19 protein-coding genes and 1 tRNA gene are annotated in these 22,827 nt (G+C 73.6%); 13 read left to right on the top strand and 7 right to left on the bottom strand.

Translation table 11 applies throughout. From position 1 onward, the window contains the following. Nucleotides 1-666: a bifunctional DNA primase/polymerase gene (locus ACH4F6_RS24820; RefSeq protein WP_397962502.1), complete on the bottom strand. Its 666-nt coding sequence runs from the start codon at nt 664-666 to the stop codon at nt 1-3. 652 nt (nt 667-1,318) lie between these two features. Between ACH4F6_RS24820 and ACH4F6_RS24825 the strand changes: the two genes are divergently transcribed. The 4 genes from ACH4F6_RS24825 (at nt 1,319) to ACH4F6_RS24840 (ending at nt 7,020) form a co-directional block, all read left to right on the top strand. Beyond that, on the top strand, nt 1,319-2,713 hold the full coding sequence (locus ACH4F6_RS24825) for a PP2C family protein-serine/threonine phosphatase (RefSeq protein ID WP_397962503.1): 1,395 nt from the start codon (nt 1,319-1,321) through the stop codon (nt 2,711-2,713). Nucleotides 2,714-2,791: 78 nt separating this feature from the next. Further along, nucleotides 2,792-4,276: an aminopeptidase P family protein gene (locus ACH4F6_RS24830; RefSeq protein WP_397962504.1), complete on the top strand. Its 1,485-nt coding sequence runs from the start codon at nt 2,792-2,794 to the stop codon at nt 4,274-4,276. A gap of 88 nt (nt 4,277-4,364) precedes the next feature. Continuing rightward, entirely contained in the window at nt 4,365-5,738 is a 1,374-nt protein-coding gene (locus ACH4F6_RS24835; RefSeq protein ID WP_397962505.1) for a PLP-dependent aminotransferase family protein, read from the top strand. 67 nt (nt 5,739-5,805) lie between these two features. Next, nucleotides 5,806-7,020 carry an MFS transporter gene (locus tag ACH4F6_RS24840; RefSeq protein WP_397962506.1) on the top strand — a complete coding sequence of 405 codons (1,215 nt, stop codon included), beginning with the start codon at nt 5,806-5,808 and terminating at the stop codon, nt 7,018-7,020. A 1,065-nt stretch (nt 7,021-8,085) separates the two neighbouring features. Here ACH4F6_RS24840 and ACH4F6_RS24845 read toward each other — a convergent pair. The 3 genes from ACH4F6_RS24845 to ACH4F6_RS24855 all read right to left on the bottom strand — a co-directional run bounded on the left by ACH4F6_RS24845 (nt 8,086) and on the right by ACH4F6_RS24855 (nt 10,421). Then, nucleotides 8,086-8,919 carry a triphosphoribosyl-dephospho-CoA synthase gene (locus ACH4F6_RS24845; protein ID WP_397962507.1) on the bottom strand — a complete coding sequence of 278 codons (834 nt, stop codon included), beginning with the start codon at nt 8,917-8,919 and terminating at the stop codon, nt 8,086-8,088. Nucleotides 8,920-8,928: 9 nt separating this feature from the next. Next, complete coding sequence (locus ACH4F6_RS24850) at nt 8,929-9,867, bottom strand: intradiol ring-cleavage dioxygenase (RefSeq protein WP_397962508.1); 939 nt, start codon at nt 9,865-9,867, stop codon at nt 8,929-8,931. Between the two features lie 101 nt (nt 9,868-9,968). Beyond that, entirely contained in the window at nt 9,969-10,421 is a 453-nt protein-coding gene (locus tag ACH4F6_RS24855; protein WP_397962509.1) for an ATP-binding protein, read from the bottom strand. Between the two features lie 253 nt (nt 10,422-10,674). On the opposite strand from ACH4F6_RS24855, the gene ACH4F6_RS24860 reads away from it, so the two are divergent. From ACH4F6_RS24860 to ACH4F6_RS24900, 9 genes are all read left to right on the top strand, one after another. Next, a complete protein-coding gene (locus ACH4F6_RS24860; protein WP_397962510.1) occupies nt 10,675-11,505 on the top strand; it encodes a hypothetical protein in 831 nt (276 codons plus the stop codon). Nucleotides 11,506-11,649: 144 nt separating this feature from the next. Continuing rightward, on the top strand, nt 11,650-12,402 hold the full coding sequence (locus tag ACH4F6_RS24865; protein ID WP_397962641.1) for a YcnI family protein: 753 nt from the start codon (nt 11,650-11,652) through the stop codon (nt 12,400-12,402). An 81-nt stretch (nt 12,403-12,483) separates the two neighbouring features. Then, entirely contained in the window at nt 12,484-13,134 is a 651-nt protein-coding gene (locus tag ACH4F6_RS24870; RefSeq protein WP_397962511.1) for an SCO family protein, read from the top strand. Further along, nucleotides 13,131-13,580, top strand: coding sequence for a copper chaperone PCu(A)C (locus tag ACH4F6_RS24875; protein WP_397962512.1), 450 nt, complete (start codon nt 13,131-13,133; stop codon nt 13,578-13,580). Before ACH4F6_RS24870 ends, ACH4F6_RS24875 begins: the two co-directional genes overlap by 4 nt. 13 nt (nt 13,581-13,593) lie before the next feature. Next, complete coding sequence (locus ACH4F6_RS24880; RefSeq protein ID WP_397962513.1) at nt 13,594-15,732, top strand: copper resistance CopC/CopD family protein; 2,139 nt, start codon at nt 13,594-13,596, stop codon at nt 15,730-15,732. Between the two features lie 7 nt (nt 15,733-15,739). Beyond that, nucleotides 15,740-17,116, top strand: coding sequence for an iron uptake transporter deferrochelatase/peroxidase subunit (gene efeB, locus ACH4F6_RS24885; RefSeq protein ID WP_397962514.1), 1,377 nt, complete (start codon nt 15,740-15,742; stop codon nt 17,114-17,116). A gap of 94 nt (nt 17,117-17,210) precedes the next feature. Next, nucleotides 17,211-18,143: a prephenate dehydratase gene (pheA, locus tag ACH4F6_RS24890; protein ID WP_397962515.1), complete on the top strand. Its 933-nt coding sequence runs from the start codon at nt 17,211-17,213 to the stop codon at nt 18,141-18,143. Between the two features lie 741 nt (nt 18,144-18,884). After that, complete coding sequence (gene serS / locus ACH4F6_RS24895; RefSeq protein WP_397962516.1) at nt 18,885-20,162, top strand: serine--tRNA ligase; 1,278 nt, start codon at nt 18,885-18,887, stop codon at nt 20,160-20,162. After that, nucleotides 20,159-20,986 (top strand): HAD family hydrolase, encoded by an 828-nt coding sequence (locus ACH4F6_RS24900; RefSeq protein WP_397962517.1) that lies wholly within the window; start codon nt 20,159-20,161, stop codon nt 20,984-20,986. The genes serS and ACH4F6_RS24900 overlap by 4 nt, the downstream gene beginning before the upstream one ends. Nucleotides 20,987-21,201: 215 nt before the next feature. Here the strand turns inward: ACH4F6_RS24900 and ACH4F6_RS24905 are convergent. From ACH4F6_RS24905 to ACH4F6_RS24915, 3 genes are all read right to left on the bottom strand, one after another. After that, nucleotides 21,202-21,286 (bottom strand) — tRNA-Ser (locus ACH4F6_RS24905). A 345-nt stretch (nt 21,287-21,631) separates the two neighbouring features. After that, on the bottom strand, nt 21,632-21,823 hold the full coding sequence (locus ACH4F6_RS24910; RefSeq protein ID WP_397962518.1) for a hypothetical protein: 192 nt from the start codon (nt 21,821-21,823) through the stop codon (nt 21,632-21,634). Nucleotides 21,824-22,097: 274 nt separating this feature from the next. Beyond that, a complete protein-coding gene (locus ACH4F6_RS24915; protein ID WP_397962520.1) occupies nt 22,098-22,817 on the bottom strand; it encodes an ABC transporter permease subunit in 720 nt (239 codons plus the stop codon). Nucleotides 22,818-22,827 lie beyond the last annotated feature (10 nt).

Raw genomic sequence — 22,827 nt, forward strand, 5'->3', positions numbered from 1 at the left:
TCACAACTCGGGTGCGCTCACACCCGTCCGAGTGAGGGCGTCGACGACCGCGTCCACCACGGCCTCCACGTCGGGCACCCAGGGCGAGGCCGAACCGGGCAGCGGCGCGCGCTCCCAGCGGATCTCCCCCTGGCCGGTCTCGGAGGGGGGCAGGGCGAGGTAGCCGCCCTCGCCGTGGAAACGCAGGGAGCCGGGCACGAAGTCCTTGGCGTACAGCAGCTCGCCCAACTGCTCCATGGAGTACGGCCGGACGAGGATCGCCCAGCGGGTGGGCGAGGCGACGACCGGGCCGAGCCGCATGCCCTGCCGGTCCAGCGCCACGAGCGCGCGGGAGGCGGCGAGGGCCGGCAGGCTGACCGCGCAGGGCGCGTTTCCGCCGGTGGCCAGGACGATCGGCGCCGTCGGCCGGTTCGTCCACCACCAGCGCACCATGCGCGCGTCGGTGCTGGCCGCGAGGAGTCCGGGGTCGAAGGGGTGAGCGCCGGGCACCGAGCACTCCGGGTCGGGGCAGCCGCAGCGGGAACGCCCCTGCGGGTCCGCCGTCACACCCGGGAGCACGGGCCACTGCCATTCCGTCGCGAAGGTCAGGGCCGCGTCGACCGATTCAGGCCCCCCGTCGCTGCGCCGGGACAAGAGCCTGCGTCGCCTTCCGAGGATCTCGCGCATGAGCGCTCGTTCCTTTCCGTTGCACCGCTGGCAACACCGTGGGTTACATCACACCATGTGTCGATCACTTCACTGTGCGTACCTGTTGGCGCATCACACCCCTGTCATGGACAAGGGGAACCCCTGGGGTTCGATCGTCGGCTGCTTCCGCGGCCACTCCGTCCATACTGCGCCCACCTCGAGCATGGGCATGGCGTGGGGTGGCGAAGGCCGGCGTTCTGCCGTGCGCGTAGTTCTCTCCGCCGCCGCCACGGGAGGATGGGGCACGGTCGTCGGTGGCTAAGACGCCCGGGTCGGTCACCAGGTTCCGGGTGGCTCCCAACGACCCCTGGTTCTCACCGAGTACGTACCCATCACGACCGCTGTGACGCTCCGTGGAGCAGGCCCAGTCGACCGCAATCACCCGCTGCCCGAGGCAGTTTCCAGCCAACTTCGCCATTCCGCAAGGGAGCCGGAGCACCCGGCGCGAAAACCCCGGCAGTCCCACGGACACCAGCGATCCCCGCAGGACAATGCTGGACATCCCCTCACGAGTGCGTGTACATGTGGAGACACTGCAGCGGCGCAGAACGACATGGGGGTTTGCGATGCTTCCGCGCGATACGCACCGGTCCGAGAGCCGGACGCCATGAACGCCCCTCACCCTTCGAAAGTGGCTGGAATCGATTCAACGGTTCCCTCGCCCGCACACACTGTCGCGCCCGCGCCCGTCACCCCCGCCGCCCCACCGGTCCCTCCCGGAGCAGGGGCCCTCCTCCAGGACCGCCTCGCCGGCTGGGTCTCCGACCTCACCACGCTCCACGAACTCACCGAACGCCTGGCCCGTACGGCCACCCTGGCCGACGGCCTCCAGGAAGTGCTGCGCGCCGGAGCCGCCCTCGTGGGCGCCCGGCGCGGTCTCGTCGTGCTGGAGCCATCCGACGGACTCGGCCCGGACAGCACGATCGGCCTCGGTCTCGGCCGCGCCGATCTCGGCCACATCGAGACCGTGCCGCGCAGCGCGCTGTCCCACGGCCGGATCCTCGACGGCCTGCCCGGCGCCGAGGGCGGGATCGCCCAGCCCGACCTGTTCGCCGAGGACGGCCTCGACCCCCGCCACCGCGAGGTCGCCGCCCGCCTCGGCTACGCCGCCAGCTACGCCCTGCCCCTCGCCGGGGAGGGCGCGGGCCGTATCGGCGCCGCCGTCTGGCTGTACGACGAGCCCGCCGAACCGGGCGAGCGCCAGTGCCACCTGGCCGGCCTGTACGTCCGCTTCGCCGCCGAGCACCTCGCCCGCCTCGTCGAGGTCGAGCGCACGCGCGCGTGCATGACCACGATGGCCGAGGAACTGCTGCCCTCACGACTGCCGAGGGTGGCCGGCGTCCAGCTGGCCGCCCGGCACCGCACCGGCCCGCGCGCGGGCGGCGACTGGTACGACGCGCTGCCGCTGCCGGACGCCGCCCTGGGCCTCGCCGTCGGCTCCGTCACCGGGTCCGGGCCGAGCGCGGTGGCCGCGACGGGCCGACTGCGCGCCTCCCTGCGGGCGTACGCCGTGATGGAGGGCGAGGACCCCGTCGCCGTCCTGTCCGACCTGGAGCTGCTGCTGCGGCTGACCGAGCCCGCCCGCTCCGCCACCGCCCTGTTCGCCTACTGCGAGCCCGCGCTGCGCAGGCTCACCCTGGCCGGCGCCGGACACTGCCCGCCGCTGCTGGTCGGCGCGCGGCGCACGGAGTTCGTCGAGACCTCCGTCTCCGCGCCGCTGGGCATGCTCGCCTGCTGGGAGGCGCCGAGCGTGGAGCTGGAGGCCGAACCCGGCGAGACGGTCCTGCTCTACACCGACGGGCTGCTGCACCGCACCGGCGACCCCGTCGACCGGGCCTTCGCCCGGCTGCACGCGGCCGCGGCGGGCGTCCCGAGGGCGCTGCGCGACGACCCCGGCGCGATCGCCGACCACGTGCTGCGCACGGTGCTGCCGCGGGAACTGGACGCGACGGGCGGCACAGAGGACGTGGTGCTGCTCGCGGCACGCTTCGCCCAGGACGCGAACGCCCCTGAACAGCCACGGTAAGAGGCCCTCGGGCCCTGAGCCCCCTTCGGCACGACCGTACGATGGAGGAGGCCCAGTGCCGTACCTAGGAGGATGACCGTGGCCGAAGAGCTCACCCCGGAGACCCCGGAAGCTGTGCTCGACCCCGCCGCCGACGCGGCGGACGAGGAGCCGATCAAGCAGCGCAAGAACGGCCTGTACCCGGGCGTGTCCGACGAGCTGGCCGAGAACATGAAGTCCGGCTGGGCCGACACGGAGCTGCACGACCTGGAGCCGATCGCCCAGGCCGCCGAGACCGCCGCCCGCCGGGCCGCGCTCTCCGCGCGCTTCCCGGGCGAGCGCCTGGTGATCCCCGCGGGCAACCTGAAGACCCGCTCGAACGACACGGAGTACTCCTTCCGCGCCTCGGTCGAGTACGCCTGGCTCACCGGCAACCAGACCGAGGACGGCGTCCTCGTCCTGGAGCCCGAGGGGGAGGGCCACGTCGCGACCCTCTACCTCCTGCCGCGCTCCGACCGGGAGAACGGCGAGTTCTGGCTCTCCGGCCAGGGCGAGCTGTGGGTCGGCCGCCGGCACTCCCTCACCGAGGCCGGGACGCTGTACGGCATCCCCGCCTCCGACGTGCGCGAGCTGGCCGACAAGCTGCGCGGGGCCACCGGCCCGGTGCGGGTCGTCCGCGGCCACGACGCCGGCGTCGAGGCCGCGCTGACCGACAAGGTCACCGCCGAGCGCGACGAGGAACTGCGCGTCTTCCTCTCCGAGGCCCGTCTGGTCAAGGACGACTTCGAGATCGGCGAGCTCCAGAAGGCCGTCGACTCGACGGTCCGCGGCTTCGAGGACGTGGTGCGCGTCCTGGACAGGGCCGAGGCGACGAGCGAGCGCTACATCGAGGGCACGTTCTTCCTCCGCGCGCGCGTGGAGGGCAACGACGTCGGCTACGGCACGATCGCCGCGGCCGGGCCGCACGCCTGCACGCTGCACTGGGTGCGCAACGACGGGCCCGTGCGCTCGGGCGAGCTGCTGCTGCTCGACGCGGGCGTCGAGACGCACACGTACTACACCGCCGACGTCACGCGCACGCTGCCGGTCAACGGGCGGTTCAGCGAGCTCCAGAAGAAGATCTACGACGCCGTGTACGACGCCCAGGAGGCCGGGATCGCGGCCGTGCAGCCGGGCGCGAAGTACCGGGACTTCCACGACGCCGCCCAGCGGGTGCTGGCCGAGCGGCTGGTCGAGTGGGGGCTCGTCGAGGGGCCCGTGGAGCGGGTGCTGGAGCTCGGTCTGCAGCGGCGCTGGACGCTGCACGGCACCGGGCACATGCTCGGCATGGACGTCCACGACTGCGCCGCCGCGCGGACCGAGACGTACGTGGAGGGCGTCCTGGAGCCCGGCATGGTGCTGACGGTCGAGCCGGGGCTGTACTTCCAGGCCGACGACCTGACCGTTCCGGAGGAGTACCGGGGCATCGGGGTCCGGATCGAGGACGACATCCTGGTGACGGCGGACGGGAACCGGAACCTCTCCGACGGGCTGCCCCGCCGGTCGGACGAGGTCGAGGCGTGGATGGCCTCGCTCAAGGCCTGATACGGAGCCGGTGGCCGGGTACCGGTGAGGTGCCCGGCCATCGCCGTGCCCGGATCACGGACGGCACACACACAGGGGGAGGGACGTCGTGGACGACTTCTGGTCCGGCGTCGGGGTCGACCTGCATCTGGAGCCCGAGGGCGGCGAGGGGCGTCGCGCCGGCCTCGAGCGTGCCCTGCGCGACGCCGTGCGGGACGGTCGGCTGGCGCCCGGCACGCGGTTGCCGGCCACCCGGCGGCTCGCCGTCGAGGCCGGTGTCTCCCGCAACACCGTGAAGGCCGCCTACGACCAGCTCGTCGCCGAGGGCTACCTCACGGCACGGCAGGGGTCGGGCACCCGGGTCGCCTCGCTGCCCTCCCCCGCCGCGCCGGCGCCGGAGGCCGCCGCACGCGCGCGTGAGCCGCGTCACGACCTGCGGCCCGGCAGCCCGGACGTCGGGGCCTTCCCGGCGGCGGCCTGGCTGCGGGCGCTGCGCCGTGCCATCGCGACGGCGCCCTCGCTGGCGTACGACTACGGGGACCCGCGCGGGCGCATGGAGCTGCGCACCGCGCTGTCGGGGTATCTGGGGCGGGCGCGGGGAGTGATCGCGCCGCCGGAGCGGATCGTCGTCACCTCCGGGTACGTCCAGGGGCTCGCGCTGCTCACCCGGGTGCTGGGGGACGCGCGGGTGGCCATGGAGGATCCCGGGCTGCCGTTCCACCGCGAGGTCGTGCGGCGCAACGGCGGGCACGTGGTGCCGGTGCGGGTCGACGAGCGCGGGATGCGCACGCGGGACCTGGGGGACGTCGGGGCCGCGGTGGTCACGCCCGCCCACCAGTACCCGACCGGCGTCACCCTGCACCCGGAACGGCGCAGGGCGCTGACGGACTGGGCCCGCGCGGGGGGCGGGCTGATCGTCGAGGACGACTACGACGGCGAGTTCCGCTACGACCGGCAGCCCGTCGGCGCGCTCCAGGGGATGGCACCGGAGCAGGTCGTCTACCTGGGCACCGCGTCCAAGACGCTCGGGCCCGCGCTGCGGCTCGGCTGGATGGTGCTGCCGCCGCAGCTGGTCGACGCGGTGGCCGACGCCAAGCTGCACAGCGACCACCACACCGAGACCATCGGCCAGCTCGCGCTCGCCGAACTGATCGACAGCCACGCCTACGACCGTCACGTACGCGCGTGCCGGCTGCGCTACCGGCGCCGCCGGGACCTGCTCCTGGACCGGCTGGGCGCGCGCCGGGGCGTGCGCGGGATCGCGGCCGGGCTGCACGCGCTGGTGGAGGTCGGCGACGAGGAGGCGGTCCTGGAGCGGGCCGCGGCGGAGGGTCTCGCGGTCGGGCGGCTGGGCGAGCACTGGCACACGCGCGAGGACGGCGGCCGACGGCTCCAGGGCCTGGTGGTCGGCTACGGCACACCGCGGGAGCGGGCGTATCCGGAGGCACTGGAGGTCCTGGTGAAGGTGCTGGACGGCGCCTGATTGGGCCAGTGGAACGGCGTGCGATTGGTGCTGTCCGCGGGTCCACCGGCCTTCTAGTGTCGCGGTCATGACGACGACTCGCCCGCAGCGGCTCCTGGCCCTGGCGCAGTTGAGCAACTCGGTCGGGGACGGCGCGTACCACACGACGTCGGCCCTCTACTTCACCCAGGTCGCCGGTCTCGCTCCCGCGCGCGTGGGCCTCGGTCTGACCGTCGGGTGGGCGGCCGGCTCGCTGGCGGGGGTGCCGCTGGGCCGGCTGGCCGACCGGCGCGGGCCGCGCGGTACGGCGGTGCTGCTGGCGCTGGCGACCGGGTGCGCGGTGGCGTCGTTCACGCTGGTGCGCGGGTTCGTGCCGTTCGTGCTGGTCGCCTGCGGGTACGCGGCCGCGCAGTCGGGGCTCGCGGCGGCCCGGCAGGCGCTGCTGGCGGGGCTGGTGTCCGCCGGGGAACGGACCGGGCTGCTGGCACGGCTGCAGGCGACGCTCAACGCCGGACTGGCGGTGGGCGCCGGGCTCGGCGGGCTCGCGCTGCACGCCGGTACGCGGACGGCGTACCTCGCGGTGTTCGCGGTCGACGCGGTGGGCTTCCTGGTGTGCGCGCTGCTGCTGCTCGGGCTGCCCCGGGTGGCTCCGGTCGCGGTGCGCCCCCGTGGCGGCCTCGGCGTGCTGCGCGACCGGCCGTACGCGCTCGTCGCGCTCCTGAACACCGTGCTGTTGCTGCGGCTGCCGCTGCTCAGCCTGGTCCTGCCGCTGTGGATCACGTCGCGGACGGGGGCGCCGGTCTGGTTGGTCTCCGCGCTGTTCGTGCTCAACACCGCCGCCGTGACCCTCTTCCAGGTGCGGGCGGCACGGGGCGTCACCGGACGGGACGGCGCCGTCCGCGCGGTACGGCGGTCGGGGTGGGTCATGTGCGCCGCCTGCGCGGTGTTCGCGCTGTCCGCGGGCGCCTCCCCGTGGGTGGCGGCGGGCGCGCTGGTGCTGGGGGCGGTCCTCCAGGTGGTGGCGGAGATGGGCCAGTCGGCCGGTTCCTGGCAGCTCTCCTTCGACCTGGCTCCGGCCGATCGCGTCGGCGAGTACCAGGGCTTCTTCGGCACGGGCGTCACCGTCGCCCGCACCTCGGGCCCGCTGGTGCTGACCTGGCTGCTGGTGGAGTGGGGCGCCCCGGGCTGGCTGCTGCTCGGCGGCGTGACGGTGGCAGCGTCGTACGCGATGGGCCCGGCGGCGCGCCGGGCGTCCGCGGGCCGGGACGCCGGGACGGCCGGGCGGCCCGTACCGGTGAGCTGACCGGAACCGGAGCGGACCGCTCGGCCGTCCCGGTGCGGACCGCTCGGCCGTCCCGGTGCGGACCGCTCGGCCGTCCCGGTGCGGACGGCTGGGGTCCGTGGGGGACCGGCGGGGGTCCGGCCCGGCGGGGTCCGACGGGGTCCGACGGGGTCCGCCCCTGCGGATCCGGCCTGGCGGGGTCCGACAGGAGTCCGGTCCTGCAGGGGCTCGACGGGGGTCCAGGCCGGCGGGGGCCCGACAGGGGTCCGGCCCGGCGGGGTTCGACGGGGTCCGCCCCTGCGGATCCGGCCTGGCGGGGTCCGACAGGAGTCCGGTCCTGCGGATCCGGCCTGGCGGGGTCCGACAGGAGTCCGGTCCTGCAGGGGCTCGACGGGGGTCCAGGCCGGCGGGGGCCCGACGGGGGTCCGGTCCGGCGGAGATCCGGTCCGGCGAAGGGCCGACAGAGGTCCGGTCCTGCAGGGGCTCGACGGGGGTCCAGGCCGGCGGGGGGTCCGACAGGGGTCCGGTCCGGCGGAGATCCGGTCCGGCGAAGGGCCGACAGAGGTCCGGTCCTGCAGGGGCCCGACGGGGGTCCGGTCCGGCGGAGATCCGGTCCGGCGAAGGGCCGACAGAGGTCCGGTCCTGCAGGGGCCCGACGGGGGTCCGGTCCGGCGAAGGGCCGACAGAGGTCCGGTCCTGCAGGGGCCCGACGGGGGTCCAGGCCGGCGGGGGTCCGACAGGGGTCCGGTCCGGCGGTGTCGGAGGCCATGAACCCCGTCGGACCTCGGCAGACCTGCGCCCCGGTCCGACGGCCCACGCCCTGGAGGGGCTGACAGCTGTGCTCCCCGTCGGGCCCCGACGGCCGTATGCCTCACCGGACCTGACGAGCCGTGAGCGGACCGAAAGACCCGGCAGACGCACGCCCCGGCCGGCCTCACGGCCCGCGTCCCGCCGGACCTGCCGGCAGTGGGCCTCACCGGTCCTGACGGCCCGTGAGCGGTCCGCCAGGACCGGCAGCCGTGCGCCACCCGCGCCCGGCGGTGGCGCGCCCCGGACCCGGCGGCCGACGGCCGGGCGCCCCGCCGGTCAGACCGCTCGCGGGCGGACGGTCACCGGCAGGGAGTCCACGAACAGCGCCCCCGCCAGCAGGCCGGCGCTCCCCCGCGGGCTCCACGCGCGCGCGTGGAGGTCCGCGTCCAGGGCCGCCAGGGCCTCGCGGCCCGGCTCGGTCGAGGTTCCGCCCGCTTCGAGGACCGCGCGGGCGCCCGCCTGGACGTGGCGCAGTCCCACCGGTCCCGCGGTGTGGAGGAGTTCGGTGTCCTGGAGCGTGGACATCACGGTGAGCAGGGCGTCGAGGCGTGCCTGTGGTTCGCCGGCGCCCGACGTGCGGGCCCTCGCGAGCGCGTCCAGGGCGCGGCGGACGTGGGGGAAGCCCGCCCGGGCCTCGCCCCGGGCGCCGGCGGCGCCGTACGTCGCCGAGATCGTCGAGCCCCGGGACGGGCGCCGCGGGGCGTTGCGGTCGGTGTGCGCGGCGATCCGTTTGGCGGTGGCGGCGACCTCGGCGCCTCGCGCGCGCGGGTCGAGGGCGGCCGCCGCGACCAGCAGGCCGAGCGTCCACAGCGCACCCCGGTGTCCGCCACCGGCCAGGCCCACCGAGTGCTCGGTGCACCGGCCGATCGCGCCCAGCTCGGCACGGAGCCGGGGCGAGGGCTCGCCGGTGCGGCGGGCGGCGGCCGCCATCGCCGCGAGGCCGGGTGCGAGTGCTTTGGCCGACCAGCGCAGGGCGCGGTGGTCCATCCGGGTCACGCGGGCGAAGAGGTCACGCGGGTCGGGCAGCCCGGGCTTCGGGGCCAGGGCCAGCTGCCCGGTCAGCGCGGCCACGGCGGCCTGTGCGAGTGCCTCGTCCTCACGGCTCGTCATGGCCGTGCCTCAGGAGGACGCCGAGGCCGACGGGGCGTCACTCGGCGGGGCGCCGGTCGGAGCACCGCTCGGGGGCGTGCCGCCCTCGCCACCGCCGCCGCTGCCCGCGCCGGTGTTCTCCGCGTCCGGGTCGATGCCGATGGTCAGGAAGCCCTTGTAGCCCTTGGACGGGTCGGCCTTCTTGACCGGCTCGAGGGTGAGCAGGCCGCTGGAGGCGCCGCCGCCGTCGTAGACCATGTCGTCCGCGAGCCGGGTGTAGGTGCCGGAGTGCTTGGCGTACGGCTCCAGCGTGAAGATCTCCTCGGCGACGTCGTCGTCGAAGAACAGCTGGCCGGTGTGGTTGACCTTGCCGCCCTCGTAGGTGCCGTCCTCCTTCTGGCCGCCGGTGTGCACCTTGAGGTGGACGTGGCAGGTCCGGGGCGTGTACCAGCCGGGGAAGATCGTCTGGAACTTGACGACCCCGTTGGCGTTCGCGATCTGGTAGCCGCGCAGGTAGGTGCCGTCGTCGGCGGTGGAGCCGTCCTCGCTCTCGGCGGGGGCCGAGCCGCCGGGGTTGGCGGTGGTGTAGCCGGAGTAGTAGCCCCAGGCATCGCAGTGCCAGATCTCCACGGCCGCGCCGGGGACCGGGGTGCAGCCGTCGGTGGCGTCGACGACGGTCAGGCGCAGGGTCAGCGGGACCCCGCTCTTGCCCTCGGTGATGTCCTTGCGCACCAAGGCGCCGTCGAGGTAGTAGGGCCCCTCCGTGACGCTCGGCATCAGCGTCATGCAGCCGCTGCCGGACGAGGTCGCGGAGGCGGTCGCGGACGCGGTCGCCTCGGCCGACGTGCTCGTGTCGGCGGACGCGGACCGGTAACCGGCGACGGCGATTCCGCCGGCCGCGACCGTGCCGCCGGTCACCGCGAGGGCGCGGCGCCGGGTGATGGACGTGTTCCTGTGGTTTCCCGTCATGGACATGAAACGTAGGAGCGCCACCCGTCAGAGGCATGGGGCGACGCTGTGAACCGGCTGTGAGTGCGGTGCGAGCCGGGACCGCGACCGCCGGCCGGCCGTCACACCGCCACCAGCGGGGCGCCCTTGCGCCACTTCAGGATCTTGTCGAAGCTCACCACCGCCCCGGTCCGCCCCGGCTTGTTGCCGATGTGGACGTGGTCGGCGAGCTCCTGGATGAGGTACAGGCCGCGGCCCGCCTCGGCGTCGGTGCCGACGTGGGCCGGGCGGACCGGGCGCTCGCCGGTGAAGCCCGGGCCTGAGTCGGCGACCTCGATGCGGCACTTCTCGCCGTCGAGGTAGGCGGTGACGCGGTACGCCTCCGAACAGCCGCCGTGCGCGGTGTCCCCGCCGTGCTCGACGGCGTTGGCGCAGGCCTCGCTGAGGGCGACGGAGAGGTCGTAGGAGACGTCCGGGTCGACACCGGCCGTCTCCATCGTGCCGAGCAGCAGGCGCCTCGCGAGCGGCACGCTCGCGGCCTCGCGCCGCAGATGGAGTGACCACCAGATGCTCATGCTCCAGCCTCCCGGCCGCGGCTCGACATACCGATACGTATTGCCGCCCGGCCCCGGAAGTAAGCGCGATTTCCTTGTGCGGCCGCCCATATGGGGGATGCACGGCAAGGCCGATCCGTGTATGCGGGACCCAGGAGCACCCAGGCGTACACAGGCGTCCCCCCTGCGACCAGAAGATGATCCTCCCCGTCGGCGGGAATGTCGTGGACCTGCTGCGGGGGCGTCGTGCGGCCAGTGCGATGATGGGCCCGCCATGACTGACCCCCACCAGCGCACGGCGCGCTCCGGAGGCGCTCTCCGGATGCTGCGGGCCGCGGTCTTCGCCGCGGTCTGCGTCGTGCTGGCCGGGGCCGGTCACACCATGGCCTCCTGCGCCACGGTCCCGCTGTGGACGCTCGGCGCGGGATTCCTCGCGGTGCTCCTCGTCGCGGCTCCGCTCGCCGGGCGTGAGCGGTCGCTGCCGGGCATCGCCGTCCTGCTCGCCGTCGGACAGGGCGTGCTGCACACGCTGTTCGGGCTCGGACAGCACGGCGCCACGACCGTGACGTCGACGGCGACGACCGTCTCCGACGCCGCCCTGGTCGAGCGGGCCGCCCGGCTGCTGTGCGGGACCACGGCGGCGGCGATCAGCCCCGCGCAGGCACAGCGGATCCTCATCGAGGCACGCGTCTACGGAAACGGCGCCGGCGGTGGCACGGACACGGGGTCCATGCGCCACTCGGCGGACGCGCTGGCCACCGCCGGCTCGTCGGCGTCCCTGCTGCCGTCCCTGCCGATGCTGCTCGGTCACGTCCTCGCGGCAGTCGCCGCCGGCTGGCTGCTGCGGCGCGGCGACAGCGCCCTGCTGCGCCTGATGGAACTGTCGGCGCACGGGGTCACCGAGGGCGCGCTCGTCCGGTCGCTGCGCGGGGCGCTCGCCCTGGTGCGCGCCCTGTCGGCAGGGCTGCCCGCGGCGCCCGAGTGGGGCCCGCGCCCCCCGCGCACCGCCCTGCTCGCACCCTCGAAGCCGCCTGCCGACGCGCTCCAGCACACGGTGATCAGGCGCGGCCCGCCGGCCGTCGCGGTCCTCGTCCTCGCTGCCTGACGCGACGCGACCAGCACTCCACCACACGGGAGGGGGCGGCCGCCGTCGTGCGGCACGCGCGTGTGCGCACGGAATCCGTGCCCGCGCCCCACCTCACCGTCGTACCTCACTCAGAGTGGAGTGCTCGCTGTCATGAAGCCCGTCCTGAAGACCTCCCGTCTCGTCGCCGCCGCTGCCGTGGCCGGCTCCGCCGTGCTCGTGCTGTCCTCGCCCGCCTTCGCGCACGTCACCGTGCAGCCCGAGGGCACGGCCGCCAAGGGCGGCTACGCGGTCGTGAACTTCCGCGTCCCCAACGAGCGCGACAACGCCTCGACCACCGTGCTGGAGGTCAACTTCCCGACCGACACCCCGTTCTCCTCCGTGCTGCCGCAGCAGGTCCCCGGCTGGAAGATCGCCGTCACCAAGAGCAAGCTCGCCAAGCCGCTGGAGGTGCACGGCCGGCAGGTCACCGAGGCCGTCTCCAAGGTCACCTGGACCGCCGAGGGCAAGGGCATCGAGCCCGGTTTCCTCCAGCAGTTCCCGGTCTCCGTGGGCGTGCTGCCGGAGAACGCCGACCAGGTCGTCTTCAAGGCGATCCAGACGTACTCCAACAAGGAGGTCGTGCGCTGGATCGAGGTGCAGGAGAAGGGCGCCGAGGAGCCCGACAACCCGGCTCCGGTGCTCGCCCTGTCCGCCGCGTCCGACGGCCACGCCCACGGCTCGTCCGCCGAGGACGCCTCCGAGGAGTCCGGCTCCGACGACGCCGAGGCCACCGAGACCGAGGCGTCCGGCTCCTCCGACGGCAGCGACACCACCGCCCGCGTGCTCGGTGTCGTGGGCATCGTCGTCGGCGCCGCCGGCGTGGCGTACGGCGTGCTCGCCGGCCGTCGCCGGACCCGGACCGGCGACGTCTCCTGACGTCAGACCTCCGCGGTGCGCGCCGGGGGCCGTCACGGTCCCGGCGCGCACCGGATCTCTCCACCCCTAGGACTTCTCCCCATGCGCAAGAAGACGTTCGCCGCGGCCGCGCTGCTGGCCGCCGCCACCCTCACCCTCTCCGCCTGCGGCAGCGGCGACAGTGACGCCGACCCCGTCGCCGCCGTCTCCGCGGAGGGCTCGCAGCAGGCCGCGACCGTGCTCGACCAGCCCTTCACCAAGCCGAACCTGGTGCTGACCGACACCCGGGGCAAGCAGTACGACCTCCGCAAGGAGACCGCCGGGCACCCGACCCTGCTGTACTTCGGCTACACCAACTGCCCCGACGTCTGCCCGCTGACGATGAGCAACATCGCCGTCGCGAAGAAGCAGCTCCCCGCGGCGGAGCAGAACGAACTGCGCGTCGTGTTCGTCACCACCGACCCGGCCCGCGACACCCCCGCCGCGCTCGGCGCCTGGCTGAAGGGCATCGATCCGCAGGTGGTGGGCCTGACCGGCGACTTCGCCACCGTCCAGACCGCCGCGCGCACCCTCGGCATCTCCATCGAGCCGCCGTACAAGGACAAGAACGGCAAGACGGTCTCCACCCACGGCACCCAGGTCATCGCCTTCTCCCCGAAGACGGACGGCGGCTACCTCCTCTACGGCGAGGACGCCACGGTCGACGACTACACCGAGGACCTGCCCGCGATCGTCGAGGGGCGGAACCCGTGAGGCGGTGGGCCGTCCGCGCCGCCGTCCTGGCCTGCGGCCTGGTCCTCGCGGGCTGCGGCTCCGACGACACGACCGCCGACCTGTCGGTGAGCGCCGCCTACATGCCGCAGCCGGTCTCCGACTCCATGGCGGCCGGATTCATGACGATCACCAACGAAGGCGGTACAAAGGACGAGCTGACCTCCGTCACCAGTGACGTCGCGGGAAGCGTCACCGTGCACGAGACCGCCGGCGGGGCGATGCGGGAGACCGGATCGCTCGACGTACCCGCGCACGGCCGGCTCGTGCTCGCCAGCGGCGGCGACCACCTGATGTTCGAGAAGCTGACACGCAAGCCGAAGCAGGGCGAGAAGGTGACCGTGGAACTGCACTTCGCCGAGTCCGGGACCGTCGAGGTCGAGATGCCGGTGGAATCCGCCACCTACACCCCGATGACCGGGCACTGAGGGAAGGACCGCCTTGACCCACACCATCGTCCCCGGAGCCCGGAGACCGGCCGCCGCCCCCCGGGTCCGGCTGCTGGTGCTGCTGTTCCTCGCCGTCACCGGCGCGCTCCTCGCCGCGGCCGGCCCGGCCTCGGCGCACGCCGCGCTCACCGGCAGCGATCCCGCCCAGGGGTCGGTGGTCGACAAGGCGCCCACGCGGGTGTCGCTGACCTTCTCCGAGCAGGTCGCGATGAGCGGCGACTCACTGCGCGTCCTCGACCCCAAGGGCACGCGCGTCGACACCGGCGAGCCGTCCGGCGTCAGCGGTACGACCTACGCCGTGCCGTTGCACTCGGGGCTGCCGGACGGCACGTACACGGTGACCTACCAGGTGGTGTCCGCCGACAGCCACCCCGTCGCCGGCGCCTACACCTTCTCCATCGGCGCCCCCTCCGAGACCAGCGTCTCGGTGTCCGGCCAGGCGGCCGGCGGCGGGGTCGTCGGGGGGCTGTACGGCTTCGGGCGGTACGTGTCGTACGCCGGGTTCGTCGTCATGGCCGGCGGGGCCGCCTTCGTGCTGGCCTGCTGGCCGCGCGGCACCGGCGTGCGGGCCGTGCAGCGGCTGGTGGTCTCCGGCTGGCTCGCGCTCACCGCCGCCACCCTGTTCCTGCTGCTCCTGCGCGGCTCCTACACCGGCTCCGGGAAGCTCGGCGACGTCTTCGACCTCGATCTGCTCGGGCAGGTCCTGCAGACCAAGACGGGCGCCGCGCTGGTCTCCCGGCTGCTGCTGCTCGCCGCGGCCGCGCTGTTCATCGCCGTGCTCTTCGGCGCCTACGACAAGCGGGAGGGCGAGGAGAGGCGGGACCTGACCTTCGGACTCGCCGTCGGCGGGACCGTCGTCGCGGCCGGACTCGCGGCGAGCTGGTCGATGGCCGAGCACGCCTCCACCGGCCTCCAGCCGGGCATCGCGATGCCGGTGGACGTCCTCCACCTGCTCGCCGTCGCCGCCTGGCTGGGCGGACTGTGCGCGCTGCTCGTGGCGCTGTACCGGTCGGACACCCCGGTCGGGACCCCGGCGGTCCGTCGCTTCTCGCAGGTCGCCTTCGGCAGCGTGGTCGCCCTGGTCGCGACCGGCGTCTACCAGTCCTGGCGGCAGCTCGGTTCCTGGTCGGCCTTCACCGACACCCGCTACGGACAGCTCCTGCTCGTCAAGATCGGACTGGTGGCGCTGCTCGTCGGCATCGCCCGGATCTCGCGGCGGTGGACGGCACGGCTGGCGGAAGACTCCCGCACGGAGTCCCGCGCGAGCACGGGTGTCGAGACGCGGGACGCCGGCGAGCGGGAGGACGCGGACGGGCAGGAACGCGAAGGGGAGGAGCGGGTGGACGCCCAGGTGATGAAGCCGGCTGTCGCACGGGCTCCCTCCGGGCGGGGCCCGGCGGTCGCCGGTTCCGGGGACGACGCCGGGAGCGCCGCCGGCTCCGGAGACGATGCCGGGAGCGCCACCGGCTCCGGGGACGGGGCGACGCCGGCGGACGCCGACGACACCACGGTCGGCGGCACCGCCGCCCCCGTCGGCACCACCGCCGTCGGCGCCGGGCGGGCCGCGCAGCTCGCCCGGCAGCGGGCCGCCGTGGAGTCCGCCCGACAGAAGCGGCGGCGCGACGCCGACCCGAACCGCTTCGGCCTGCGCCGTTCGGTGCTCGCCGAGGCCGGCGTCGCGGTCGTGCTGCTCGCCGTCACCACCGCGCTGACGTCCACCGAGCCCGGCCGGACGGAGCAGGAGGCCAAGGCGGCCACGGCGGCCTCGTCGTCCTCGTCGGCCACCTCGGGGGCGCTGACCCTCGACATGTCCTTCGACACCGGCGGGACCGACGGCAAGGGCGTCGTCAGCGTGGACCTCGACCCCGCGCGGAGCGGGGCGAACGAGATGCACGTCTACGTCACCCGGCCCAACGGCCGCGCCTTCGACGTCCCCGAGGTGAAGATCGCCTTCACCCTCGAGGCCAAGAGCATCGGGCCCCTGTCCGTCGTCCCCGACCACATCACCACCGGCCACTGGTCGGCGAACGGAGTGCAGCTTCCCATGGCCGGCGAGTGGAAGATCGCCGTGACCGTGCGGACCTCCGACATCGACCAGGTGACCGTCTCCAAGAACGCGCAGATCGGCTGACCGCACCATGCCTGACCAGTCCACTTCGGCCGCCCGTACGTCCAAGACCGCCGCGGGGGCCGACCGCGGGGCCGGATCCGCGGCCACGCCCACGCCCCGGGCGGGATCCGCGGCCGTTCCCGCGACCGGAACGGGCCCCGCGGTCTCCGGGGAATCCTCGGACCACGAGGGCCTGACGCGGCGCAAACTGCTCGGCACCGCCGGCGCCACCGGGCTCGTGCTCGGCGTCGCGGGCGGGGCCGCCGGTTATGCCGCCGCGCCCGCGCAGGCGACGCCGCTCTCCTCGATCGGATCCGAGCGGGTGATGTTCCACGTGAAACATCAGCCCGGCATCACTCAGGGCCTCCAGGCCCGCGGCCATCTCGTCGCCTTCGACCTCGCGGCCGGCGCGGGCCGCAAGGAGGCCGCCGCACTGCTGCGCCGCTGGTCGGAGACGGCCCGACGGCTGATGGCGGGCGAGGCGGCCCCGCACGACGACACGGACGTGGCCCGGGACGCCGGCCCGTCCTCGCTGACCGTCACCTTCGGCTTCGGCCACAGCTTCTTCGCCCGCACCGGCCTGGAGAAGCAGCGCCCGGTCGCCCTGGACCCGCTGCCGGACTTCTCCTCCGACCAGCTCGACAAGTCCCGCAGCAACGGGGACCTGTGGGTCCAGATCGGCGCGAACGACGCCCTCGTCGCCTTCCACGCCCTGCGCGCCGTACAGAAGGACGCGGGCAGCGCCGCCAGGGTCCGCTGGCAGATGAACGGCTTCAACCGCACCCCCGGGGCGACGGCCCACCCCATGACCACCCGCAACCTCATGGGCCAGCTGGACGGCACCCGCAATCCCCGGCCGACGGAGTCCGACTTCGAGAAGCGGATCTTCGTCCCGGCGTCAGGTTCGAACGACCCCGCCTGGATGGCCCACGGCTCCTACGCCGTCGTGCGCCGTATCCGGATGCTCCTCGACGACTGGGAGAAGCTGTCGGTCACGGCCCAGGAGCAGGTCATCGGGCGCCGGAAGTCCGACGGGGCCCCGCTGTCCGGGGGCACCGAGACGACCGGGATGGACCTGGAGAAGACCGACGCCAACGGCGATCTCGTGGTCCCGCTCAACGCCCACGCGCGGATCACCCGCCCGGACCAGAACGGGGGCGCGGCGATGCTGCGACGGCCGTTCTCCTACCACGACGGCATCGACGCGGACGGGGTGCCGGACGCGGGGCTGCTGTTCATCTGCTGGCAGGCGGACCCCCTGCGCGGCTTCGTCACCGTGCAGCGGAAGCTGGACCGCGGGGACGCGCTGTCGAAGTACATCCGCCACGAGGCGAGCGGCCTGTTCGCGGTGCCGGGCGGGGCGGCGGAGGGGGAGTACGTGGGGCAGCGGTTGCTGGAGGGGTGAGACACGCCGGGCTCGGGTCACGCGGATTCATCCGGCCGAGGGGCCCGGGTGAGACGCGTGCGCCCGGTCCCACGAGGGCCGTTAGGGTGAGGTCATGCCAGCGAGCTACGCGTACCTCGGCCCCGAGGGCACCTTCACGGAGGTCGCCCTGCGCACGCTGCCCGAAACGGCCACCCGGCAGCTGATCCCGTACGTCTCCGTGCAGTCCGCCCTGGACGCGGTGCGCACGGGCGAGGCCGAGGCCGCGTTCGTGCCGATCGAGAACTCCGTCGAGGGCGGGATCACCACCACGCTGGACGAGCTGGTCGCCGGCACGCCGCTGATGATCTACCGCGAGGTACTGCTGTCGATCACCTTCGCGCTGCTGGTCCGGCCGGGCACGAAGGTGTCCGACATCAAGACGGTCTCGGCGCACCCGGCCGCCCAGCCGCAGGTCCGCAACTGGCTGAAGGCCAACCTCCCGGACGCCGTCTGGGAGTCCGCCGCCTCGAACGCGGACGCCGCCCGCCTGGTCCAGGAGGGCCGCTACGACGCCGCCTTCGCGGGGGAGTTCGCGGCCGCCCGGTACGGCCTGACGGCCCTGGAGACCGGGATCCACGACGCGGAGAACGCGCAGACGCGGTTCGTGCTGGTGGGCCGCCCGGCCCGGCCCGCCGCGCCGACCGGGGCCGACAAGACGTCCGTCGTGCTGTGGCAGCGTGACGACCACCCCGGTGGCCTGCGCGACCTGCTGGGCGAGTTCTCCACCCGCGGCATCAACCTCATGGTGCTGCAGTCACGGCCGACCGGCGCCGGCATCGGCAACTACTGCTTCTGCATCGACGCGGCCGGCCACATCACCGACCGCCGGATGGCCGAGGCGCTGATGGGTCTCAAGCGGATCTGCCGCGACGTGCGTTTCCTCGGCTCGTACCCGCGCGCGGACGTGACTGCGGCGGACGTGCGGGCTCCGCTGACCGGGACCTCGGACGACGAGTTCGTGGCGGCGGCGGACTGGGTGGCACGCTGCCAGGACGGGCGCTTCTAGGCGACGGGAGACGCCCACGCCGGGCGACGGGGGTCGGTGGGGGCGTGGCGGCCGGCGCGGCGATGGCGGGCCGGCTTGGCGAGGGCGGGCCGGCGCGGGCGGTGGGCGGTGGGCGGTCGACAGCCGGGTTTCAGCCAGTCATACCTGCATATCCTCGTTATCCACAGAAGTTTTCCACAGGGCGGCTTCTCGACCTGGGGACAGGTCGACAACGAAGGGCCATTGGTCGACAAATCGCCCTACAGACCTCATGGGCGGCCGTGACCCGACAGTTCGCCCCTCGTCCACCCGTTTCCTTCGATAAATCCTTTGGGGCGACCCATTTCCACCCGAAGGTGGCCGCGGGAGGGGTTCGGCCTGGGAATTGCGGGCCCGGAGAGCAGGGTTCCGAATGATCAATTCCGATGTCCACAGATCTTTCGCACAGCCTGTGGATAACCCTTCCCGGGTGTGGATTCCTGTGGACAACCGGGCCGACCGCGTCCTGTTTTCCCCGAAGAATTCCAGTCATCGCGACGCCGCCCGGCGTCCGGTCCCCGCCCCGTGCCGCCCCGGTCCATCCCGCCCCGCCTCAGGGAATGAGACGCCTTTATCACCCCGAAAAGGCGCGCCCGGGCACCGCGAGCGGACGCCCGGGGCACCCAGGGGACACATAGGGCAAGAGAACCATAGCGGAACGTAAGCCACGTTTCCGCAATAGTGAGTCGTGAGCCGCAACCCCGCACCGGTAACCTTGAGCGCGTGATCGACCTTCGCCTGCTCCGTGAGGACCCCGACCGTGTGCGCGCGTCCCAGCGCGCCCGTGGAGAGGACGTCGCGCTCGTCGACGCTCTCCTGTCCGCCGACGAACGGCGCAGGTCGTCCGGCGTCCGCTTCGACGAGCTGCGTGCCGAACAGAAGCAGCTCGGCAAGCTCATCCCCAAGGCCTCCGCGGAGGAGAAGGCCGAGCTGCTGAAGCGCGCCGAACAGCTCAAGGCCGACGTCAAGGCCGCCGACGCCGAGCGCGACGCGGCGGACCACGAGACGCAGGAACTGCTCCTGCGGCTCGGCAACCTCGTCCACCCCGACGTTCCCGTCGGCGGTGAGGAGGACTTCGCCACGCTGGAGACGCACGGCGAGATCCGCGACTTCGCCGCCGAGGGCTTCGAGCCCAAGGACCACCTCGAGCTGGGCCAGCTCCTCGGTGCGATCGACGTCGAGCGCGGCGCGAAGGTCTCCGGCTCCCGCTTCTACTTCCTCACCGGTGTCGGCGCCCTCCTGGAGCTCGCGCTGGTGAACGCGGCGATCGCCCAGGCGACGGCCGCGGGCTTCACCCCCATGCTCACCCCCGCCCTGGTGCGCCCCCAGTCCATGGCGGGCACCGGCTTCCTCGGCCAGGCGGCCCAGGACGTCTACCACCTCGACAGCGACGACCTCTACCTCGTCGGCACCTCCGAGGTCGCCCTCGCCGCGTACCACATGGACGAGATCATCGACGCCGCGCGCCTGCCGCTGCGCTACGCGGGCTTCTCCCCCTGCTTCCGCCGCGAGGCCGGCTCGCACGGCAAGGACACGCGGGGCATCTTCCGCGTGCACCAGTTCGACAAGGTCGAGATGTTCTCGTACGTCGCTCCCGAGGACTCGCAGGCCGAGCACCAGCGCCTGCTGGAGTGGGAGAAGCAGTGGCTGACCTCGCTGGAGCTGCCGTTCCGCGTGATCGACGTCGCCACGGGTGACCTGGGCTCGTCGGCCGCCCGCAAGTTCGACTGCGAGGCGTGGATCCCGACCCAGGGCAAGTACCGCGAGCTGACCTCGACCTCGGACTGCACCGAGTTCCAGTCCCGCCGCCTGTCGATCCGCGTCCGCGAGGGCAAGCAGGTCCGCCCGCTGGCCACGCTCAACGGCACCCTGTGCGCCGTCCCGCGCACGATCGTGGCGATCCTGGAGAACCACCAGCAGGCCGACGGCTCCGTGCGCGTGCCCGAGGTGCTACGCCCGTATCTCGGCGGGCGGGAGATCCTGGAGCCGGTGGCCAAGTGAGCGAGGCCAAGGAGAAGGAGGCCTCCCCGGGCTTCCCCTACCGGCTGATCGCGACCGACCTCGACGGGACACTGCTGCGCGCCGACGAGTCGATCTCCCGGCGCACCCGCGACGCCCTCGCCGCGGCCACCGCGGCGGGAGCGGCCCACATCGTCGTGACCGGCCGCGCGGTCCCCTGGACCCGGCACGTCCTCGACGACCTCGGCTACGACGGCCTGGCGGTCTGCGGCCAGGGCGCCCAGGTCTACGACGCCGGCGCCCACCGCCTGCTGACCTCGGTGACCCTGGACCGGCAGCTGGCCGGGGTGGCGCTCGCCAAGATCGAGGCGGAGGTCGGCCCGCTGTACCTGGCGGCGAGCCGGGACGGGCTGGAGGGGGAGGTGCTGGTCGGCCCCGGCTACGCGCTCACCGGCAAGCTCCCGGCCGTTCCGTTCACCGACGCGTCGGACCTGTGGTCCGCCCCGCTGAACAAGCTCTACATACAGCATCCCGAGCTGTCGGACGACGAACTGGCCGAGGCTGCCCGCCGGACCGCGGGTGGTTTCGTCACCGTGGCGATGGCCGGCGCCGGCATCGTGGAGCTGCTCCCCCTCGGCCTGTCCAAGGCCACCGGTCTCTCCCTCGCCGCCCGCCGCCTGGGTCTCAAGGCCGCCGACACCCTCGCCTTCGGCGACATGCCCAACGACATCCCCATGTTCGCCTGGTCGGCCAGAGGCGTCGCCATGTCCAACGCCCACCCCGAGCTCAAAGCGGTCGCCGACGAACTCACCTCCTCCAATGAGGAGGACGGCATCGCCTTGGTCCTGGAAAGACTCCTGAACTGACCACAAGGCGTCAGTCGCAAACGGGGGACGCGGGAAGCGAGTCGACGGCTGGGGCTGGGGTCCGACGATCGCCGCAGGCGATCAGGGGCGCGGGGAACTGCGCGACCAGCCACGGCGCTCCCGCACCTCTACGACCACCCCCGTCGCCCCGCCCCTTCTCGACGTACCCCCATCCGAATCCCCGGCCCAGTTCCAGTCCCAGTGACAACGTCTCGCGGAGGATGCACGATTCGAACGTGCGCGGGCTCGCACCCGACCACGGCTTAGCAAGCCGGTGCCTTACCACTCGGCCAATCCTCCGGGTGGGCGGCCTCACGCGAGAGCGACATCGCGTGCTCGAAGCGGCCGCCCCGGGCAGTTCCCCGTGGGGGGCGAGCTCGACGGAGGAGTGACTACTCCGGAGCCCGCCGCGGACTGCCCTGACGGAAGCGGAACGAACTGCCGTGCATGGACATCGCCCCGCTCCTCTCCCGGTACCTGACGCCGGTTCCGTCCCGGCGCTGCGAACACCCCCAGTGTCGCTGCCGGACGAGTCGGACGCCACTGAATAAAACAGGAGTGCGAAGAGCGCGACTTGAGGGCGGCGGCACCGCCCGAGGACGGGCCTCCCCAGGGACGCGGCTCACCCGCGACCCCGCCCGGCACTCACCTCCGACGCCACCGCCGCCGACGCGCCTTGCTGAAGAACCAGCCCGCGGGCGGCTCGTCGGAACGCCACGGCTGCGGCTCGGGCTTCTCCCGACGCCAGCGGGCGGCGAGCATCCGGGCACGGGCGGACGGCTCGGACGTGTCGGCGGCGCGTATGAAGTCCTCGTCGAGGACGAGGTCGTCCCACACCCCGTCAGCGGCCCCTCCCGAGGTCCCGTGAGAGGCCCCTCCCGAAGCCCGGTCCGGGGCTCGGTCCGGGGCCCCGTCCGGGTGACCGTCCCCGTCGCCAAACCGTCCTCGGCCGCCCTCGTGCTCCCGGCCGTCGTACCGCGCCGCCTCGTCCGTCATCCTCGCCTCCCCGGCCGTCCTTCCGTCCCGTCCCGCGTGTCCCGTTCGCCCAGTGTGGGCGGGCAGCGGTGAAGTCCCCGTCAAGAGCCGGCCGAAGAGACCCGTCCGCCGGCGTCTACTCCTCGCCCGCCAGCGTCAGCGCCCGCAGCTTCTGCCCCGCGTACCAGGTGGCCAGCACGGTCACCGCGACCAGCAGGACGGTCGCCGTCGTGAGCCCGACGTCGGAGGAGATGAGGTCCCCGCCGGCGACCTTGTCGGCGACGGCCAACGACCACTGCTGGACGCTCAGCGTGCGCGCGCCCGGCACCAGGGAGCCGAACAGGGCCTCCCAGACGAGGGCGTAGACGAGGCCGAAGACCACCGCGTGCCGGGACACCGTGCCCAGCAGCAGGAACAGCGCGGCGTAGGCGATGGAGGAGACCAGCGCGGCCACCGTGTAGGCGACGGCGATCTGCTGTCCGTTGCCGTTGAGGATGAAACCCGCTATCAGCGTCGGCAGCGCGGAGAACACCATCGTCACCGCGATCGCCACGATCAGCTTGGTGAAGATGATCGTCGGCCGCTTCACCGGCTTGGACAGGAGGTACACCACGGAACCGTCGTCGATCTCCGGGCCGATCGCGCCCGTGCCCGCGATGACGCCGATGATCGGCACCATCGTGGCGAGCGCAAGCCCGCCCAGCAGGTCGGACGCGGTCTGGTCGTCGGCGCCGGCCAGGCCGCGCACCACCACGGAGATCGCGACGAGCAGCAGCGGCAGTGCGCCGAGGATGAGGGCCCGGCGGCGGCCGAGCAGGGCTCGATAGGTGAGCCGGGCGACAGTGGGGTCGTACATCTTCGGCCTC

It is taken from the genome of Streptomyces sp. NPDC017936 (genome assembly GCF_044328485.1).
Taxonomy (GTDB): domain Bacteria; phylum Actinomycetota; class Actinomycetes; order Streptomycetales; family Streptomycetaceae; genus Streptomyces.

Excerpts from the sequence above, each read along its gene's own strand:
- ACH4F6_RS24870 (WP_397962511.1), top strand. The coding sequence starts at position 12,484 with ATGCGCAAGAAGACGTTCGCCGCGGCCGCGCTGCTGGCCGCCGCCACC.
- ACH4F6_RS24845 (WP_397962507.1), bottom strand. The coding sequence starts at position 8,919 with ATGACGAGCCGTGAGGACGAGGCACTCGCACAGGCCGCCGTGGCCGCG.
- ACH4F6_RS24850 (WP_397962508.1), bottom strand. The coding sequence starts at position 9,867 with ATGACGGGAAACCACAGGAACACGTCCATCACCCGGCGCCGCGCCCTC.
- ACH4F6_RS24915 (WP_397962520.1), bottom strand. The coding sequence starts at position 22,817 with ATGTACGACCCCACTGTCGCCCGGCTCACCTATCGAGCCCTGCTCGGC.
- ACH4F6_RS24820 (WP_397962502.1), bottom strand. The coding sequence starts at position 666 with ATGCGCGAGATCCTCGGAAGGCGACGCAGGCTCTTGTCCCGGCGCAGC.
- ACH4F6_RS24855 (WP_397962509.1), bottom strand. The coding sequence starts at position 10,421 with ATGAGCATCTGGTGGTCACTCCATCTGCGGCGCGAGGCCGCGAGCGTG.
- ACH4F6_RS24840 (WP_397962506.1), top strand. The coding sequence starts at position 5,806 with ATGACGACGACTCGCCCGCAGCGGCTCCTGGCCCTGGCGCAGTTGAGC.
- pheA (WP_397962515.1), top strand. The coding sequence starts at position 17,211 with ATGCCAGCGAGCTACGCGTACCTCGGCCCCGAGGGCACCTTCACGGAG.
- ACH4F6_RS24860 (WP_397962510.1), top strand. The coding sequence starts at position 10,675 with ATGACTGACCCCCACCAGCGCACGGCGCGCTCCGGAGGCGCTCTCCGG.
- efeB (WP_397962514.1), top strand. The coding sequence starts at position 15,740 with ATGCCTGACCAGTCCACTTCGGCCGCCCGTACGTCCAAGACCGCCGCG.